Annotated in this window: 15 protein-coding genes; 7 read left to right on the forward strand and 8 right to left on the reverse strand. The window is 62.1% G+C overall.

Annotated features, from left to right (window positions below; translation table 11 throughout):
- Window positions 1-104: 104 nt before the first annotated feature.
- From rho to ACLH0I_RS28245, 3 genes are all read right to left on the reverse strand, one after another.
- Window positions 105-1,364: a transcription termination factor Rho gene (gene rho, locus ACLH0I_RS28235; protein ID WP_003206716.1), complete on the reverse strand. Its 1,260-nt coding sequence runs from the start codon at window positions 1,362-1,364 to the stop codon at window positions 105-107.
- 241 nt (window positions 1,365-1,605) lie between these two features.
- Window positions 1,606-1,935, reverse strand: coding sequence for a thioredoxin TrxA (trxA, locus tag ACLH0I_RS28240; RefSeq protein WP_003206727.1), 330 nt, complete (start codon window positions 1,933-1,935; stop codon window positions 1,606-1,608).
- A 121-nt stretch (window positions 1,936-2,056) separates the two neighbouring features.
- Window positions 2,057-2,764, reverse strand: a complete 708-nt coding sequence (locus ACLH0I_RS28245; protein WP_250965004.1) for a FadR/GntR family transcriptional regulator — start codon at window positions 2,762-2,764, stop codon at window positions 2,057-2,059.
- A 254-nt stretch (window positions 2,765-3,018) separates the two neighbouring features.
- Here ACLH0I_RS28245 and ACLH0I_RS28250 point away from each other — a divergent pair, with 254 nt between their 5' ends.
- The 5 genes from ACLH0I_RS28250 (at window position 3,019) to ppx (ending at window position 7,628) form a co-directional block, all read left to right on the forward strand.
- On the forward strand, window positions 3,019-3,804 hold the full coding sequence (locus tag ACLH0I_RS28250) for a transporter substrate-binding domain-containing protein (RefSeq protein WP_411385921.1): 786 nt from the start codon (window positions 3,019-3,021) through the stop codon (window positions 3,802-3,804).
- Window positions 3,805-3,825: 21 nt separating this feature from the next.
- The gene (locus ACLH0I_RS28255) at window positions 3,826-4,494 is read left to right on the forward strand and encodes an amino acid ABC transporter permease (RefSeq protein ID WP_250965006.1); all 669 of its coding nucleotides are present in this window, start codon (window positions 3,826-3,828) and stop codon (window positions 4,492-4,494) included.
- A complete protein-coding gene (locus ACLH0I_RS28260) occupies window positions 4,491-5,141 on the forward strand; it encodes an amino acid ABC transporter permease (RefSeq protein ID WP_198724570.1) in 651 nt (216 codons plus the stop codon). The genes ACLH0I_RS28255 and ACLH0I_RS28260 overlap by 4 nt, the downstream gene beginning before the upstream one ends.
- Window positions 5,128-5,862 (forward strand): amino acid ABC transporter ATP-binding protein, encoded by a 735-nt coding sequence (locus tag ACLH0I_RS28265; RefSeq protein WP_030138144.1) that lies wholly within the window; start codon window positions 5,128-5,130, stop codon window positions 5,860-5,862. Before ACLH0I_RS28260 ends, ACLH0I_RS28265 begins: the two co-directional genes overlap by 14 nt.
- A gap of 263 nt (window positions 5,863-6,125) precedes the next feature.
- Window positions 6,126-7,628: an exopolyphosphatase gene (gene ppx, locus ACLH0I_RS28270; protein ID WP_411385922.1), complete on the forward strand. Its 1,503-nt coding sequence runs from the start codon at window positions 6,126-6,128 to the stop codon at window positions 7,626-7,628.
- A 153-nt stretch (window positions 7,629-7,781) separates the two neighbouring features.
- Here the strand turns inward: ppx and ppk1 are convergent, their stop codons facing one another.
- A complete protein-coding gene (gene ppk1, locus ACLH0I_RS28275; protein WP_411385923.1) occupies window positions 7,782-9,998 on the reverse strand; it encodes a polyphosphate kinase 1 in 2,217 nt (738 codons plus the stop codon).
- A 17-nt stretch (window positions 9,999-10,015) separates the two neighbouring features.
- Complete coding sequence (gene hemB, locus ACLH0I_RS28280; protein WP_411385924.1) at window positions 10,016-11,029, reverse strand: porphobilinogen synthase; 1,014 nt, start codon at window positions 11,027-11,029, stop codon at window positions 10,016-10,018.
- Between the two features lie 204 nt (window positions 11,030-11,233).
- On the opposite strand from hemB, the gene ACLH0I_RS28285 reads away from it, so the two are divergent.
- Window positions 11,234-11,857, forward strand: coding sequence for a DedA family protein (locus tag ACLH0I_RS28285; protein ID WP_186706835.1), 624 nt, complete (start codon window positions 11,234-11,236; stop codon window positions 11,855-11,857).
- Here the strand turns inward: ACLH0I_RS28285 and ACLH0I_RS28290 are convergent.
- Window positions 11,838-13,085, reverse strand: a complete 1,248-nt coding sequence (locus tag ACLH0I_RS28290; protein ID WP_411385925.1) for a sterol desaturase family protein — start codon at window positions 13,083-13,085, stop codon at window positions 11,838-11,840. The two genes, ACLH0I_RS28285 and ACLH0I_RS28290, sit on opposite strands and share 20 nt — an antisense overlap.
- Before the next feature lie 124 nt (window positions 13,086-13,209).
- On the opposite strand from ACLH0I_RS28290, the gene elbB reads away from it, so the two are divergent.
- Complete coding sequence (gene elbB, locus ACLH0I_RS28295) at window positions 13,210-13,878, forward strand: isoprenoid biosynthesis glyoxalase ElbB (protein ID WP_250965013.1); 669 nt, start codon at window positions 13,210-13,212, stop codon at window positions 13,876-13,878.
- Between the two features lie 128 nt (window positions 13,879-14,006).
- Here elbB and ACLH0I_RS28300 read toward each other — a convergent pair whose 3' ends face one another.
- Together ACLH0I_RS28300 and ACLH0I_RS28305 are read right to left on the reverse strand one after the other, a co-directional pair.
- Complete coding sequence (locus ACLH0I_RS28300; protein ID WP_092254454.1) at window positions 14,007-14,462, reverse strand: YaiI/YqxD family protein; 456 nt, start codon at window positions 14,460-14,462, stop codon at window positions 14,007-14,009.
- A gap of 110 nt (window positions 14,463-14,572) precedes the next feature.
- Entirely contained in the window at window positions 14,573-16,471 is a 1,899-nt protein-coding gene (locus ACLH0I_RS28305) for an FTR1 family protein (RefSeq protein WP_411385926.1), read from the reverse strand.
- Between the last annotated feature and the right edge of the window lie 121 nt (window positions 16,472-16,592).

A 16,592-nucleotide genomic window follows, 5' to 3' on the forward strand; every position in this document is an offset into this window, starting at 1 on the left:
GTGGCGTTCGGGGGCCCGAGTTTAACGCCGCCCGTCCAGAATAGTGAATGCACAGATAGCAAAAAGCCGGGTTTCCCCGGCTCTTGCTGGCCTGTCCTGATGATTTACTTGCGTTTCATCGACAGGAAGAACTCATCGTTGGTCTTGGTCGTCTTCAGCTTGTCGACCAGGAACTCGATGGCAGCGACTTCATCCATCGGATGCAGCAGCTTGCGCAGGATCCACATGCGCTGCAACTCGTCATCGGCGGTCAGCAATTCTTCGCGACGGGTACCGGAACGGTTGATGTTGATGGCCGGGAACACACGCTTCTCGGCGATACGACGGTCCAGGGGCAGTTCCATGTTGCCGGTGCCCTTGAATTCCTCGTAGATCACTTCGTCCATCTTCGAACCGGTTTCAACCAGTGCGGTGGCGATGATGGTCAGCGAACCGCCTTCCTCGATGTTCCGCGCGGCGCCGAAGAAACGCTTCGGTTTTTCCAGCGCGTGGGCATCGACACCACCGGTCAGCACCTTGCCGGAGCTCGGGATCACGGTGTTGTAGGCACGTGCCAGACGGGTGATGGAGTCCAGCAGGATCACCACGTCCTTCTTGTGCTCGACCAGGCGCTTGGCCTTCTCGATCACCATTTCGGCAACCTGCACGTGACGGGTTGGCGGCTCGTCGAACGTCGAGGCGACCACTTCGCCGCGCACGGTGCGCTGCATTTCGGTCACTTCTTCCGGACGTTCGTCGATCAGCAACACGATCAGGTGAACTTCAGGGTTGTTACGGGCGATGTTGGCCGCGATGTTCTGCAGCATGATCGTCTTGCCCGCTTTCGGCGGCGCCACGATCAGGCCACGCTGGCCTTTGCCGATGGGTGCGCACAGGTCGATGACACGACCGGTGAGGTCTTCGGTGGAACCGTTGCCGGCTTCCATCTTCATGCGCACGGTCGGGAACAGCGGGGTCAGGTTCTCGAAGAGAATCTTGTTCTTCGCGTTTTCCGGACGATCGAAGTTGATCGTGTCGACCTTGAGCAGGGCGAAGTAACGCTCGCCTTCCTTCGGAGGGCGGATCTTGCCAACGATGGTGTCACCGGTGCGCAAGTTGAAGCGACGGATCTGGCTCGGCGAGACGTAGATATCGTCTGGGCCGGCGAGATAGGAAGCGTCTGCGGAGCGAAGGAAGCCGAAGCCGTCCTGGAGAATCTCCAGCACGCCATCACCGGAGATTTCCTCGCCGCTTTTCGCGTGCTTCTTGAGCAGGGAGAAAATCACGTCCTGCTTGCGCGAACGGGCCATATTTTCTATGCCCATCTGTTCGGCCAATTCGAGCAGTTCGGTAATCGGCTTTTGCTTGAGTTCAGTCAGATTCATATAGGAATGACGTAATCATTTATGGAGGGGGGAAATTAAGCTTTTGGCTTAATGAGGCCGCGCCGCGGAGAAGGCGACAGGATCGCGTACTTATTCGAAAGGAGAGCGTCGGCGACGGCTTGCAGGGGGCAATGGAGAAACCAGTGCGGGGCCGAATGTACCACCTGGGTTTGCAAGCGTCTAGCCCCGAATAACGAAAAAGCCCCGCGATTTGCGGGGCTTTTCCAGTGGCATTCGGCGCTTAGATGTTGGCGTCGAGGAAAGCGGCCAGTTGCGACTTCGACAGCGCACCGACCTTGGTGGCTTCGACGTTGCCGTTCTTGAACAGCATCAGGGTCGGGATACCACGCACGCCGTGCTTGGCCGGCGTCTCCTGGTTTTCGTCGATGTTCAGCTTGGCAACGGTCAGCTTGCCCTTGTAGGTCTCGGCAATCTCGTCCAGGACCGGAGCGATCATTTTGCAAGGACCGCACCACTCAGCCCAATAGTCGACCAGTACCGCGCCTTCGGCCTTGAGAACGTCAGCTTCGAAGCTAGCGTCGCTAACGTGTTTGATCAGATCGCTGCTCATGGAAATCTCCGGGGTCATCAGCAAAAAAACGTGGCCCATCATAGCGGCCCTTCCCGGGTTCAGGAAGCCGCAGTTGATTGAGTCTCGCTATGGCGCACGATGTATTTGAGTATGGCCCGGTTCAAGAAGCTACGGGAGCGACAAAGGAAATGCCGGTACGCAGCGCAGCGTTACGTACATGTTCCTGCATGGCTTTTTGCGCGGCGCCTGACGCCCGACGCGCCAAGGCGCGCAGGATCTTGCGATGCTCCTGCCAGGTTTCCATCGCCCGCTCCGCCCGGATGAACGGTAGTTTCTGGCTCTCCAGGAAGATCTCGGCGCTGGCGGTGAGGATGCTCAGCATCGCCTGGTTGCCGCTGGCCAGCAGGATTCGCCGATGGAATTCGAAATCCAGCCGCGCGGCGGCGTCGAAATCCCCGACCTTCAATTCCCGGCGCATGGCTTCGACATTGTCTTGCAACCGGTCGAGCTCATCGGCGCTGAGCGTCACCGCCGCCAACCCCGCCGCGAAACCCTCCAGGGCGTAGCGCAACTGGAAGATGTCCACCGGCGAAGCCTGGGCCGCGAACGGCCAGCCCGGCGCCGACTCGCTGCGTGGAGCCTCTACCGGTGCCTGCACGAACACGCCCTTGCCCGGCTGCACGCTGATCATGCCCAAGGCACTCAGGGAGGACAGCGCTTCGCGCAACGACGCCCGGCTCACCCCCAGTTGCAGCGCCAGGTCCCGTTGCGACGGCAGCGCATCGCCGGGGCCGAAGCCTTCATCGACGATCAGTTTGCGGATGGCTTGCAGCGCCACTTCAGGAACGGCACGAGCGATGGAATTCATGATTTTTCAGACGAACCGGGCCAGTGAGCGGCTAGTTGTAAAGCTATTCGCCGCGCCCGGCAAGTCGTGCCCCAGCAGGGTTCGACGGCAAATGCCGACGCTCGATAAAGGTGCGAAACGCGGCGCAACTGTTCAGACCAGTAAGACCGCCTCCCACCAGCAAAACCGTGGCTTTGACCGATTAAAAGCCGGCTTGGCATGGCCTGTGCTCTGTCCGAACGCAGAAATCACATCACCGATTGCGGAGATTCGCCATGATTCAGCGTTGCAGCGCCCTGCTCACAGCCCTGTTCGCCAGCCTGATGCTTTGTCAGCTGCCTGCCCACGCCGATGGCCTGGAAGACGTGGTCAAGCGTGGCACCCTCAAGGTCGCCGTGCCCCAGGACTTTCCGCCCTTCGGTTCGGTCGGCCCGGACATGAAGCCCCGCGGCCTGGACATCGACACCGCGAAACTGCTGGCCGACCAGCTCAAGGTCAAGCTTGAACTGACCCCAGTCAACAGCACCAACCGCATCCCGTTCCTGACCACCGGCAAGGTCGACCTGGTGATTTCCAGCCTGGGCAAGAATCCGGAGCGGGAAAAGGTCATCGATTTCTCCAGTGCCTATGCGCCGTTCTACCTGGCCGTGTTCGGCCCGCCTGATGCCGCCATCAACACCCTGGACGACCTCAAGGGCAAGACCATCAGCGTCACCCGTGGCGCCATCGAAGACATCGAGCTGACCAAAGTCGCCCCCGAAGGCGCCACCATCAAGCGCTTCGAAGACAACAACTCGACCATCGCCGCCTACCTGGCCGGCCAGGTCGACCTGATCGCCAGCGGCAATGTGGTGATGGTCGCCATCAGCGAACGCAACCCCAAGCGTGTTCCGGCGCTGAAGGTGAAACTCAAGGACTCGCCGGTGTACGTGGGCGTGAACAAGAACGAGCCGGCCTTGCTGGACAAGGTCAACCAGATCCTGGCCACCGCCAAGACCGATGGCAGCCTGGAAAAGAACGCCCAGACCTGGCTCAAACAGCCGCTGCCGGCCGATCTCTGACCGTCGCTTGAGAGGCTGAGCATGGCTTATCAGTTCGATTTTCTGCCGGTGGTGCAAAACACCGAGCTGCTGTTGCGCGGCGCGCTGTTCACCTTGGAACTGACGGCCATCGGCACGTTGCTCGGGGTTGGCCTGGGCATCGTCGGGGCCGTGGTGCGGGCCTGGAACATTCGTCCGTTCGCAGCGATCGTCGGCGTGTACGTGGAGTTGATCCGCAACACGCCGTTCCTGGTGCAGCTGTTTTTCATCTTCTTCGGCTTGCCGTCCCTGGGCCTGCAGATTTCCGAATGGCAGGCCGCGGTACTGGCGATGGTGATCAACCTCGGCGCCTACTCCACCGAGATCATCCGCGCCGGTATCCAGGCCATCCCGCGGGGGCAACTGGAAGCCGCTGCGGCCCTGGCAATGAGCCGCTTCGAGGCGTTCCGCCACGTGGTGCTGCTGCCAGCACTGGGCAAGGTCTGGCCGGCCTTGAGCAGCCAGATCATCATCGTGATGCTCGGCTCGGCGGTCTGTTCGCAGATCGCCACCGAAGAATTGAGCTTTGCCGCCAACTTCATCCAGTCGCGCAACTTCCGCGCGTTCGAAACCTACGCGCTGACCACGCTGATCTATCTGTGCATGGCGCTGTTGATCCGCCAGTTCCTCAATTGGGTCGGGCGTCGCTACATCGCCAGGAGCAGCCAATGAGCGATTTCACTTTCTGGGACGTGGTGCGCAACCTGCTCACCGGGCTGCAATGGACCCTGGCCCTGTCGCTGGTGGCGTTTATCGGCGGTGGCGTGATCGGCTTGCTGGTGATGGTGCTGCGCATCTCCAAACGCGCCCTGCCCCGCAACATCGCCCGTACCTACATCGAGCTGTTCCAAGGCACACCGCTATTGATGCAACTGTTCCTGGTGTTCTTCGGCGTGGCCCTGGCCGGAGTGGAGATTTCACCCTGGATGGCGGCGGCGATTGCCCTGACGCTGTTTACCAGCGCCTACCTGGCGGAGATCTGGCGCGGTTGTGTCGATTCGATTTCCAACGGCCAGTGGGAAGCCTCCGCAAGCCTGGCCCTCAACCCGCTGGAACAGCTGCGCTACGTGATCCTGCCCCAGGCCCTGCGCATCGCCGTGGCGCCGACCGTGGGTTTTTCCGTGCAGGTGGTCAAAGGCACGGCTGTCACGTCGATCATCGGCTTTACCGAACTGACCAAGACCGGCGGCATGCTCGCCAATGCCACGTTCGAGCCGTTCATGGTTTATGGCCTGGTCGCCCTCGGTTACTTCCTGCTCTGCTACCCCTTGTCCCTCAGTGCGCGTTACCTGGAAAGGAGACTGCATGCCTCTGCTTAGAATTACCGCCCTGCATAAATACTACGGCGATCATCACGTGCTCAAAGGCATCGACCTGAGCGTCGAGGAAGGCCAGGTGGTGGCGATCATCGGCCGCAGCGGCTCGGGCAAGTCCACCTTGCTGCGCACCCTCAATGGCTTGGAGTCGATCAACGACGGTGTGATCGAAGTCGACGGCGAATACCTCGACGCCGCCCGTGCCGACCTGCGCAGCCTGCGGCAGAAAGTCGGGATGGTGTTCCAGCAGTTCAACCTGTTCCCGCACCTGACCGTCGGCGAGAACGTCATGCTCGCGCCGCAAGTTGTGCAAAAAGTACCCAAGGCCAAGGCGGCCGAGCTGGCGCGGCAGATGCTGGAACGGGTCGGGCTGGGCGAGAAATTCGATGCGTTCCCCGACCGCTTGTCCGGCGGCCAGCAGCAACGGGTGGCGATTGCCCGCGCCCTGGCGATGTCGCCGAAAGTGCTGCTGTGCGACGAAATCACTTCGGCCCTGGACCCGGAACTGGTCAACGAAGTGCTCAGCGTGGTGCGGCAACTGGCCAAGGAAGGCATGACGCTGATCATGGTCACCCACGAAATGCGCTTCGCCCGGGAAGTGGGCGACAAACTGGTGTTCATGCATCAGGGCAAGGTGCATGAAGTGGGCGATCCGAAGGTGCTGTTTGCCGATCCGCAGACGGCGGAGCTGGCGAACTTCATCGGTACGGTCGAGCCTGCCTGACCTTTACTGTCAAGGAAGTCCTCTGTGGCGAGGGAGCTTGCTCCCGCTCGATTGCGCAGCAATCGCAGGATCTGCCTGCCGATGTATCCCTGGTGTACCGGGTTGACTGGTTTTGGGGCTGCTACGCAGCCCAGCGGGAGCAAGCTCCCTCGCCACAAAGGCACCCTGCAGCCTGCTCTGGCTCAAGGGTTTGGTTCAGGCGCGTTGGCGTAAGCGGTCGATCGTGGCAGGATGGCGAGGTTATCGACCGAGACTTTTTGACCATGCCGCCATCCCAAGCCAAGAATCTGTCCCTGATCGCTGCCATCGACCTGGGCTCCAACAGCTTCCACATGGTCGTCGCCAAGGCCCAGAACGGGGAAATCCGCATCCTTGAGCGGCTCGGCGAAAAGGTCCAACTGGCCGCCGGCATCGATGAAGAACGCCAACTGAGTGAAGAATCCATCCAGCGCGGGCTCGATTGCCTCAAGCGGTTTGCCCAACTGATCAACGGCATGCCCCTGGGCGCGGTGCGGATCGTGGGCACCAACGCCCTGCGCGAGGCACGCAACCGGGGCGAGTTCATCCGCCGCGCCGAAGCCATCCTCGGCCATCCGGTGGAAGTCATTTCCGGCCGTGAAGAAGCCCGCCTGATCTATCTGGGCGTTTCCCATACTTTGGCCGACACCCCGGGCAAGCGCCTGGTGGCGGACATCGGCGGCGGCAGTACCGAATTCATCATCGGCCAGCGCTTCGAGCCGCTGCTTCGCGAAAGCCTGCAGATGGGCTGCGTCAGCTACACCCAACGTTATTTCCGCGACGGCAAGATTACTCCTGCCCGCTACGCCCAGGCCTATACAGCGGCGCGCCTGGAAATCATGAGCATCGAACACGCCCTGCACCGCCTGACCTGGGATGAAGCCATCGGCTCCTCGGGGACCATTCGCGCCATTGGCCTGGCGCTCAAGGCGGGTGGCCACGGCACCGGCGAAGTCAATGCCGAGGGCCTGGCCTGGCTCAAGCGCAAGGTGTTCAAGCTCGGTGAAGCGGACAAGATCGATTTCGAAGGCATCAAGCCCGACCGCCGGACGATTTTCCCGGCGGGCCTGGCGATCCTCGAAGCGATTTTCGACGCCCTCGAACTGCAACGCATGGACCACTGTGAAGGCGCCCTGCGCGAAGGCGTACTGTATGACCTGCTGGGGCGGCATCATCACGAAGACGTGCGCGAGCGCACCCTGGGCTCGCTCATGGAGCGCTATCACGTCGATCAGGAGCAAGCTGTACGGGTCGAGCGCAAGGCCCTGCACGCCTTCGACCAGGTGGCTGACGACTGGGACTTGAACGACGGGGTCTGGCGCGAGTTGCTGGGCTGGGCCGCCAAGGTCCATGAAGTGGGCCTGGACATTGCCCACTATCACTACCACAAGCACGGCGCCTACCTGATCGAGCACTCGGACCTGGCGGGGTTTTCCCGGGAAGACCAGCAGATGCTCGCGCTATTGGTACGCGGCCATCGGCGCAACATTCCCAAGGATAAATTCGCCGAGTTCGGCGACGACGGCATCAAGCTGATTCGCCTGTGCGTGCTGCTGCGTTTTGCGATCCTGTTCCACCACATCCGTGGCACCCAGGAAATGCCGCAAGTGGCCCTGCATGCCGACGGCGATCAGCTGGACGTGATGTTCCCCGACGGCTGGCTGGAAGAGAACCAACTGACCCAGGCTGACTTCGCCCAGGAAGCGGAATGGCTGACGCGGGTCGGGATTGTGCTGAACATTCACTGATCCAGCTACAACACAGATCTTTGTGGCGAGGGAGCTTGCTCCCGCTGGAGGGCGAAGCCCTCCCAAGGCTTGGGGCTGCTGCGCCCGAAGCGTCGGACCGGCCCAGCGGGAGCAAGCTCCCTCGCCACAAAAGCCAAGCTCGCCCCAGGACGTTTAACGAACCGCCAACACCGGGCTGCTCAAGCGATCGAGCAAGGTCGCCTGGGCGCTGCGCGGGTTCTGGTTGCCGGTCGGCGTGTTGCGGATGTAGCGGCCATCCGACTGCAGGCTCCAGCTGTGGGTGTTGTCGGTCAGGTAGCTTTCCAACTCCTTCTTGACCCGCAGGATCAGCTTCTTGCCTTCCACCGGGAAGCAGGTCTCGACTCGCTTGTCGAGGTTGCGCTCCATCCAGTCGGCGCTGGACAGGAACATCTGCTCCTCACCGCCGTTGAGGAAGTAGAACACCCGCGTGTGCTCCAGGAACCGCCCGATGATCGAGCGCACGTGGATGTTGTGGGACACCCCCGGAATGCCCGGCCGCAGGCAGCACATGCCCCGCACCACGAGATCGATGCGTACGCCCGACTGGCTGGCCTTGTACAACGCACGGATGATCTTCGGATCGGTCAACGAGTTGAACTTGGCAATGATGTGGGCCGGCTTGCCGTCCAGGGCGAACTGCGTCTCCCGGGCAATCATGTCGAGCATGCCCTTCTTCAGGGTGAACGGCGCATGCAGCAGTTTCTTCATGCGCAAGGTCTTGCCCATGCCGATCAACTGGCTGAACAGCTTGCCGACGTCTTCGCACAAGGCATCGTCGGAAGTCAGCAGGCTGTAGTCGGTGTACAGGCGAGCGTTGGCAGCGTGGTAGTTGCCAGTGCCCAAGTGGGCGTAACGCACGATCTCGCCGGCTTCACGGCGCAGGATGAGCATCATCTTGGCGTGGGTCTTGAAGCCAACCACGCCATAGATCACCACCGCACCGGCCGCTTGCAGGCGGCTGGCCAGTTGCAGGTTGGATTCCTCGTCGAAGCGGGCGCGCAATTCGATCACCGCCGTGACTTCCTTGCCGTTTCGCGCCGCGTCCACCAGGGCGTCGACGATTTCCGAGTTGGCGCCGCTGCGGTACAGAGTCTGGCGCACCGCCAGAACGTGAGGGTCCTTGGCGGCCTGGCGCAGCAGGTCGACCACCGGCGTGAACGACTCGAACGGGTGCAACAGGAGGATGTCCTGCTTGCTCACCACGCTGAAAATGTTTTCGCTGTTTTGCAGCAGTTTCGGGATCTGCGGCGTAAACGGCGAATATTGCAGTTCCGGATGGCTGTCCAGGCCGGTGATGCTGAACAGTCGGGTCAGGTTGACCGGGCCGTTGACCTGATATAGCTCGGTCTCATGCAGGTTGAATTGCTTGAGCAGATAGTCGGACAGGTGTTTCGGGCAGGTGTCGGCCACCTCCAGGCGCACCGCATCGCCGTAACGCCGGGAGAACAACTCGCCGCGCAGGGCGCGGGCCAGGTCTTCGACGTCCTCGGTGTCCACCGACAGGTCGGCGTTGCGGGTCAGGCGGAACTGGTAGCAGCCCTTCACTTTCATGCCTTGGAACAGGTCATCGGCATGGGCGTGGATCATCGATGACAGGAAAACATAGTTGTCGCCCGGCCCGCCAACGTCTTCCGGCACGCGAATGATGCGCGGCAACAGGCGCGGCGCCGGGATGATCGCCAGGCCGGAATCGCGACCGAAGGCGTCGATGCCTTCCAGCTCGACGATGAAGTTCAGGCTCTTGTTGACCAGCAGCGGGAACGGGTGCGTCGGATCGAGGCCGATCGGCGTGATGATCGGTGCGATCTCGTCGCGGAAATAGCGGCGCACCCAAGTCTTGATCTTGGTGTTCCAGTTGCGCCGGCGGATGAAGCGCACCTGGTGCTTTTCCAGCTCCGGCAGCAGGATGTCGTTGAGGATCGCGTACTGGCGGTCCACATGGCCATGGACCAGCTCGCTGATGCGGGCCAGGGCCTGGTGCGGTTGCAGGCCATCGGCGCCGGCCTGTTCACGGGCGAAGGTGATCTGCTTCTTCAGGCCGGCCACACGGATTTCGAAGAACTCATCCAGGTTGCTGGAAAAGATCAGCAGGAACTTCAGCCGCTCCAGCAGCGGGTAGGACTCGTCCAGCGCCTGCTCCAGCACGCGGATGTTGAACTGCAGTTGCGACAGCTCGCGATGGATGTACAGGCTGCTGTCATCCAGGTTCGGAATGGCAATCGCCGGGGCCGGGGCGGGCTCGACCACAGCCGGGGGAGCGGGCTCCAGCTCCGGCGGTGTCTCGGCGACTTGCTCGACCACGGGTTGAGCGTCTTTTACGGCAACTTCTGTGAGTCCTTCGGTATTCATCGCAAGTTCCTGGGAGGCTATTTCTGCTCTCGTAACAATTGGGCGGCGCGCACGGCAAAGTAAGTCAGGATGCCATCAGCGCCTGCGCGTTTGAAAGCGGTCAAGGACTCCAGGATCACCCCTTCGCCCAACCAACCGTTCTGGATCGCGGCCATGTGCATGGCGTACTCGCCGCTGACCTGATAAACAAAGGTCGGCACTTTGAATTCGTCTTTGACCCGGCAAAGAATGTCGAGGTAGGGCATGCCAGGCTTGACCATGACCATGTCTGCCCCTTCTGACAAGTCAGCCGCCACTTCGTGCAAGGCTTCCTGACTGTTGGCCGGGTCCATCTGATAGGAGGCCTTGTTGGCCTTGCCCAGGTTCAGCGCCGAGCCGACCGCATCGCGGAACGGGCCGTAATAGGCGCTGGCGTACTTGGCCGAGTAGGCCATGATCCGCACATTGACGTGACCGGCGACCTCGAGGGCTTCGCGGATCGCCTGGATGCGCCCGTCCATCATGTCCGACGGCGCGACCACCTGGGCACCGGCCTCGGCATGGGACAACGCCTGCCGGACCAGCGCATCGACGGTAATGTCGTTCTGCACGTAGCCTTCTTCGTCGAGGATACCGTCCTGCCCGTGGGTGGTGAACGGGTCCAGCGCCACGTCGGTGATCACTCCCAGCTCCGGGAAGCGCGTGCGCAGGGCGCGGGTCGCACGTTGGGCAATGCCCTCCGGGTTCCAGGCTTCGGCGGCGTCCAGGGACTTGAGCGCCGGCGGCGTGACCGGGAACAGGGCCAGCGCCGGAATGCCCAGCTCGACCCAGTGGGCGGCTTCTTCGAGCAGCAGGTCGATGGTCAGGCGTTCCACCCCGGGCATCGACGCCACCGCTTCGCGACGGTTCTCACCGTCCAGCACGAACACCGGCAGGATCAGGTCATCGGTGGTCAGCACGTTTTCACGCACCAGCCGACGAGAGAACTCATCACGACGGTTGCGACGCAGACGGGTAGCAGGGAACAGACGATTGGCGGGGGTAAAGCTCACGGCAGACTCCTGAGCCCGCAGACGGGCGAGCGTGACAGTTATAAGCGGCTATTATGACGAACGCATGACAGTTGTGCGAAAGCGCGACCGGTAGTCGCAGTCATTGTCTTCTGTAGGAATTGTTCACGTCGAGACACATTTCGATACTTTCCTGAATGTGCCCGAAGGGTTAGGCTGCGCGTTCATTTCGCCAGCACCCAGACAATGCTCCAACAATTTCTGCATGACTTCGGCTACTTGGCCTTGTTTATCGGCACGTTCTTCGAAGGCGAAACCATCCTCGTGCTCGCAGGCTTCCTGGCGTTCCGTGGCTACATGGACATCAACCTGGTGGTCGTCGTGGCGTTCTGCGGCAGCTACGCGGGCGATCAGCTGTGGTATTTCCTGGGGCGCAAGCACGGCCGCAAGCTCTTGGCCCGCAAGCCGCGCTGGCAGTTGATGGGCGATCGCGCGTTGGAGCACATCCGCCGGCATCCGGACATCTGGGTCCTGAGCTTTCGCTTCGTCTACGGCCTGCGCACGGTGATGCCGGTGGCCATCGGCCTGTCAGGCTATCCGCCGGGCCGCTACCTGCTGCTCAACGGCATCGGCGCGGCGATCTGGGCCACGGCCCTGGCCGCCGCCGCGTACCACTTCGGCGCAGTGCTGGAAGGCATGCTGGGCAGCATCAAGAAATACGAACTATGGGTGCTTGGCGCGTTGCTGGTGCTGGGCCTGGTCCTGTGGCTGCGCCGACGCATCAAGAATGCGCGGCTGGCCAAGAAAGTCCTCGAAGCCGAGCGACTCGAACAAGCCAAGTCTGCCGAGCCTACGACGCCAACCGAGTAAACCGGCTGCGGCAGCAGTACAGCCCGATGCCGCTGAGCAGGCTGTAGCTGAGCAGCCCGACCCAAGCCCCATGGCTCATCACAGCGCTGGCCGGCCACAACCCGGCCAAGGGCGCCAGCCATACCAGCGGCAGGTTCGACGCCAGCCGCAACAGCTCCAGCTTCAGCGCCCACGGGCGATTCTCCAGGGCCACGCCCAACACGAACAGACCGAACGCCACCGCGCCCCACCCCAGCACCAGGGCGGCCACCGGCAGGCTGCCTTCAAGGTTCATCAAATAACTGCCCAAGGCAATGTAGACGCCGAACTGCAGCCCTACGTACCACTGCTGGCGCAGGTCCAGCGGCACTTCGAATTTGCGGAACTGGCTCAAGTCCGGTTTGTTCAGCGGGTACCGGGCCGCGACATCCGCCGGACGCCAACCGGTGGGCATGAACCAGATTCGCAGCTTGTCCCACCAGCGCTCCGCTCGCCGCGCATCGGCCCACAGCTGGGCATAGAACTGCAGGTTGGCCCACAACGGATTCCAGCTCGCCAGCGGCGTGGTCACGCCAAAAACCACCGGCTCGTTATCGTCTTCTTCTTGGAAGGTGCCAAACAGACGGTCCCAAATAATGAACACCCCGCCGTAGTTGCGATCCATGTAGAGAGGGTTCTGTGCATGGTGGGCACGATGATTGGACGGCGTCACGAAACACCACTCCAGCCAGCCGAGCTTGGGAATGTGCTGGGTGTGGACCCAGAACTGGTACAGCAGATTCAACGCCGCAACGCTGACGAAGACCACCAACGGCACGCCCAGTACGGCGAGCGGGACATAGAAGACCCAGCTCAACAGGAAGCCGGTGCTGGTCTGGCGCAACGCGGTGGACAGGTTGTAGTCCTCGCTCTGGTGGTGCACCGAATGGGCGGCCCAGAGGATGTTGCGCTCATGGCCCATGCGGTGCAGCCAGTAATAGCAGAAGTCGTAGAGCACGAAGGCAAACACCCAGGTCCAGGCCCGGTCGGCAGGGAGCTCGATGACGGCCAGGTGCTTCAACGCAAAGGCATAGGTCACCAGTCCCACGCCTTTGGTCAGCAGGCCGGTGGTGGTCGACAGCACGCCGGTGCTCACGCTGTTGATCGCGTCTGCCACGCGGTAGTGGCTCACGCCCCGCCAGCGATCGGCCAACAACTCGACGGCAATCAGCACAAAGAAGAACGGCACGGCATACAGGATGAAGTTCATGACGCAACCCGGGCATGCGAGGCAGGGAGATAACCGGCAGGTTAGGTGTAGCTGCCCGATCCCCCTATGGCAACGAGTGACAAATTAGTAGACATTTAACGCCATGAATCTGGAGAAAAAGCCCATGAGCAAAAAAATTGCAGTGATCCTTTCCGGCTGTGGCGTGTATGACGGCGCCGAGATCCACGAAAGCGTGATCACCTTGCTGCGCCTCGATCAGCGTGGGGCGCAGGTCCAGTGCTTCGCCCCCAACATTGCCCAGTTGCATGTGATCAATCACCTGACGGGCGAGGAAATGCCCGAGAGCCGCAACGTGTTGGTGGAGTCCGCGCGGATCGCCCGGGGCAACGTGAAGGATTTGCGTGAGGCCAACGTCGACGATTTCGATGCGCTGATCGTACCCGGTGGCTTTGGCTCGGCGAAAAACCTCTCCAACTTTGCCGTCGAAGGCGTCGGTTGCACGGTCCAGCCAGAAGTCCTGGCCTTGACCGAGGCTTTTGCCGAGGCCGGTAAACCGGTCGGGCTGATCTGCATCTCCCCGGCCCTGGCAGCAAAAATCTATGGCCCGGGGGTGACCTGCACCATCGGCAACGACCCGGACACGGCGGCGGCCGTGGGCAAAATGGGCGGCACCCACGAAGACTGCGCGGTGACCGACATCGTCGAGGACCGCGCGCGCAAACTGGTCAGCACCCCGGCCTACATGCTGGCGCAGAACATCAGCGAAGCGGCTTCGGGCATCAACAAGCTGGTGGACCGGGTGTTGGAATTGACGCACGAGAACGACGCCTGACCCCACCCCTCTCTACCCTCTCCTGTGGGAGCGAGCTTGCTCGCGATGGCGTCAGTTCAGTTGCCTAGGTATTGGCTGACACACCGCCATCGCGAGCAAGCTCGCTCCCACAGGGTTATGCACAAGGCTTAAGGTAATCGAGCCAACCGCGTCAGGATCCGATCAAGCGCATTGGCAAACCCTTGCTTGTCCCGTTCGCTGTACGCCGCCGGGCCGCCACCCATATGCCCCTGTTCACGCAAATCGGTGAACAGGTTGCGCACCGCCAGGCGCTCGCCCATGTTTTGCGCATCGAACTCCTTGCCCCGCGGGTCCAGGGCAGCGACGCCCTTCTTTACCAAGCGGTCGGCCAAGGGCACGTCGCTGCAGATCACCAGCTCACCCGGCACGGCGTGCTCCACCAGGTAATCGTCCGCCGCGTCAGGGCCGCTGGGCACCACGATCAATTTCACACAGGCCAGGGCCGGCTTGATCTGCGGTTGGCCAGCCACCAGCACCACCTCGAACCGGCGCTTCAAGGCGAACTTGACCACCAGTTCCTTCGCAGCCTTGGGGCAGGCGTCGGCGTCGATCCATACGCGCATCGGGGTCTTCCTCTTCTAAATGCATCGCGAGCAAGCTCGCTTCCACAGAGGACAGCCTACATCCTGTGGGAGCGAGCTTGCTCGCGATTATGAACGCAGCGAATGCCTTTTCAGGAAACCTGCACCCGACGCTTCTCCGCCACCCAACTGCGCCCATACAGCACCACGATCGCCAGGATCGCCACCACTTGGGCGGCCAGCGAATAAGCATCGGCATGAATGCCCAGCCAGTCGAAGTCGAAGAACGCCACCGGATGGGTGCCGAAGATCCCGGCTTCCTGCAACGCCTTCACGCCATGACCGGCGAACACCACCGACAGCGCGCACAACAACGCGGCGTTGATGCTGAAGAACAGCGCCAGCGGCAGTTTCGCCGAGCCGCGCAGGATCACCCAGGCCAACCCCACCAGCAACACCAGCGCGGTCGCGCCGCCGGCCAGCACCGCGTTGTGCCCGGCAGGCCCCGCTTGCAGCCACAGGGTTTCGTAGAACAGGATCACTTCGAACAGTTCGCGATAGACCGAGAAGAACGCCAGGATCGCAAAACCAAAACGACCGCCGCCGCCCACCAGGCTGCTCTTGATGTAATCCTGCCAGGCCGCGGCGTGACGACGGTCGTGCATCCAGACGCCCAGCCACAACACCATCACACTGGCGAACAGCGCCGTCGCGCCTTCGAGCAACTCGCGCTGGGCACCGCTGACGTCGATCACATACGCCGCCAGGCCCCAGGTCGCCAGGCCGGCCAGCAGCGCCAGGCCCCAACCGACGTTGACGCTGCGCACCGCCGACTGCTGACCGGTGTTGCGCAGGAATGCCAGGATTGCCGCCAGCACCAGGATCGCTTCCAACCCTTCACGCAGCAGGATCAGCAAGCCTGAGATGTAGCTCAGCGACCAGCTCAAGCCATCGCCGCCCAGCAGGCCGGCAGACGCTTTCAACTTGGCCTTGGCCGCGTCCAGGCGCTGTTCGGCCTGCTCAACCGGCAGACCGTCCTGCAGCGACTGACGGTAGGCCATCAGGGCCTTTTCGGTGTCTTTGCGCACGTTGGCATCGACGTTGTCCAGCGAGCTTTCCACCAGCTCGAAACCTTCCAGATAAGCCGCGACCGACAGGTCGTAGGCCTGGTCATGGTCACCGGCGCGATACGCCGCGATGCTTTTGTCCAGGGTGGCGGCCGTGTAGTCGAGCAACTGCGCCGGACCACGTTGCACCTGTGGCGGCTGGGCGCGCTGGGCACGGAATGTCGCCGCCGCCGCCGGGCCTTGCGCGGCGAGGACTTCGCCCGGGGTCTGGCGCGCCAGGTCAGCGAGGTTAAAGACTTGTTCACTTTTGGCCGCGGCCGGGTCGGCGCTGAAGCTGGCGATATAGGTCGCCAAATCCCAACGTTGACGGTCGTCGAGCTGATCGGCGAAAGCCGGCATGTCGGTGCCTTCGATGCCCATGCCGAGGGTGTTATAGATCCCATAGAGGCTCAGGCGATCCAGGCGCTGGGCGTCCCGCAAGTTGGTGGGCGGCGGTTCCAGGCCAACACCGGCAGGACCGTCGCCGGCACCGCTGGCACCGTGGCACACCGAGCAATTCTGCGCATACAACGGCGCACCGCGAATGGGATCGGGAGTGATGACCGGCGCTTGGCTGACTTCATACGCCACCGCCAGCTTGGCCCCCAGCTGCCGCGCCAGACGGGCGACTTCGCCGCCGTCCTGGCGCTGGGTGATCGCCGTGCGCAAGCCGCCGATGCCCTGGACCAACTCGGCCTTTTCCGGTTTGGCCGGCAACCCGACGATCAACCCTTCCAGCGCCTGGGTGAACTCCAACTGCTCACGGTACTCCGCCTCGTCGATGACCTTGCCCGCCTCGACCGTAGCCGGGTAATCCGCCCCGATGTAGTCCAATAAATGCAGCGCCTGGGGGGCACTTTCGAGGGTGTCGGCCAGCAGCGAAGTGCTGCACAGCGCAAGCAATGGCAATACAAGCCAGGCCAGCAAACGGAACGGCGCAGTCATGAATGACTCTCGGTTGGTAATAAGAAGTAACACATTGTTCACTTCCAATGGCTTTGGCTCAAGGGCGGATATGCCTAGGGGGCCGATTTTCATCGGATTTTCATGCTTTGGAGGTGATGTC

Origin of the sequence: Pseudomonas sp. MPB03 (assembly GCF_046605385.1) — a bacterium.
In the GTDB taxonomy this organism is placed as follows: domain Bacteria; phylum Pseudomonadota; class Gammaproteobacteria; order Pseudomonadales; family Pseudomonadaceae; genus Aquipseudomonas; species Aquipseudomonas zanjanensis.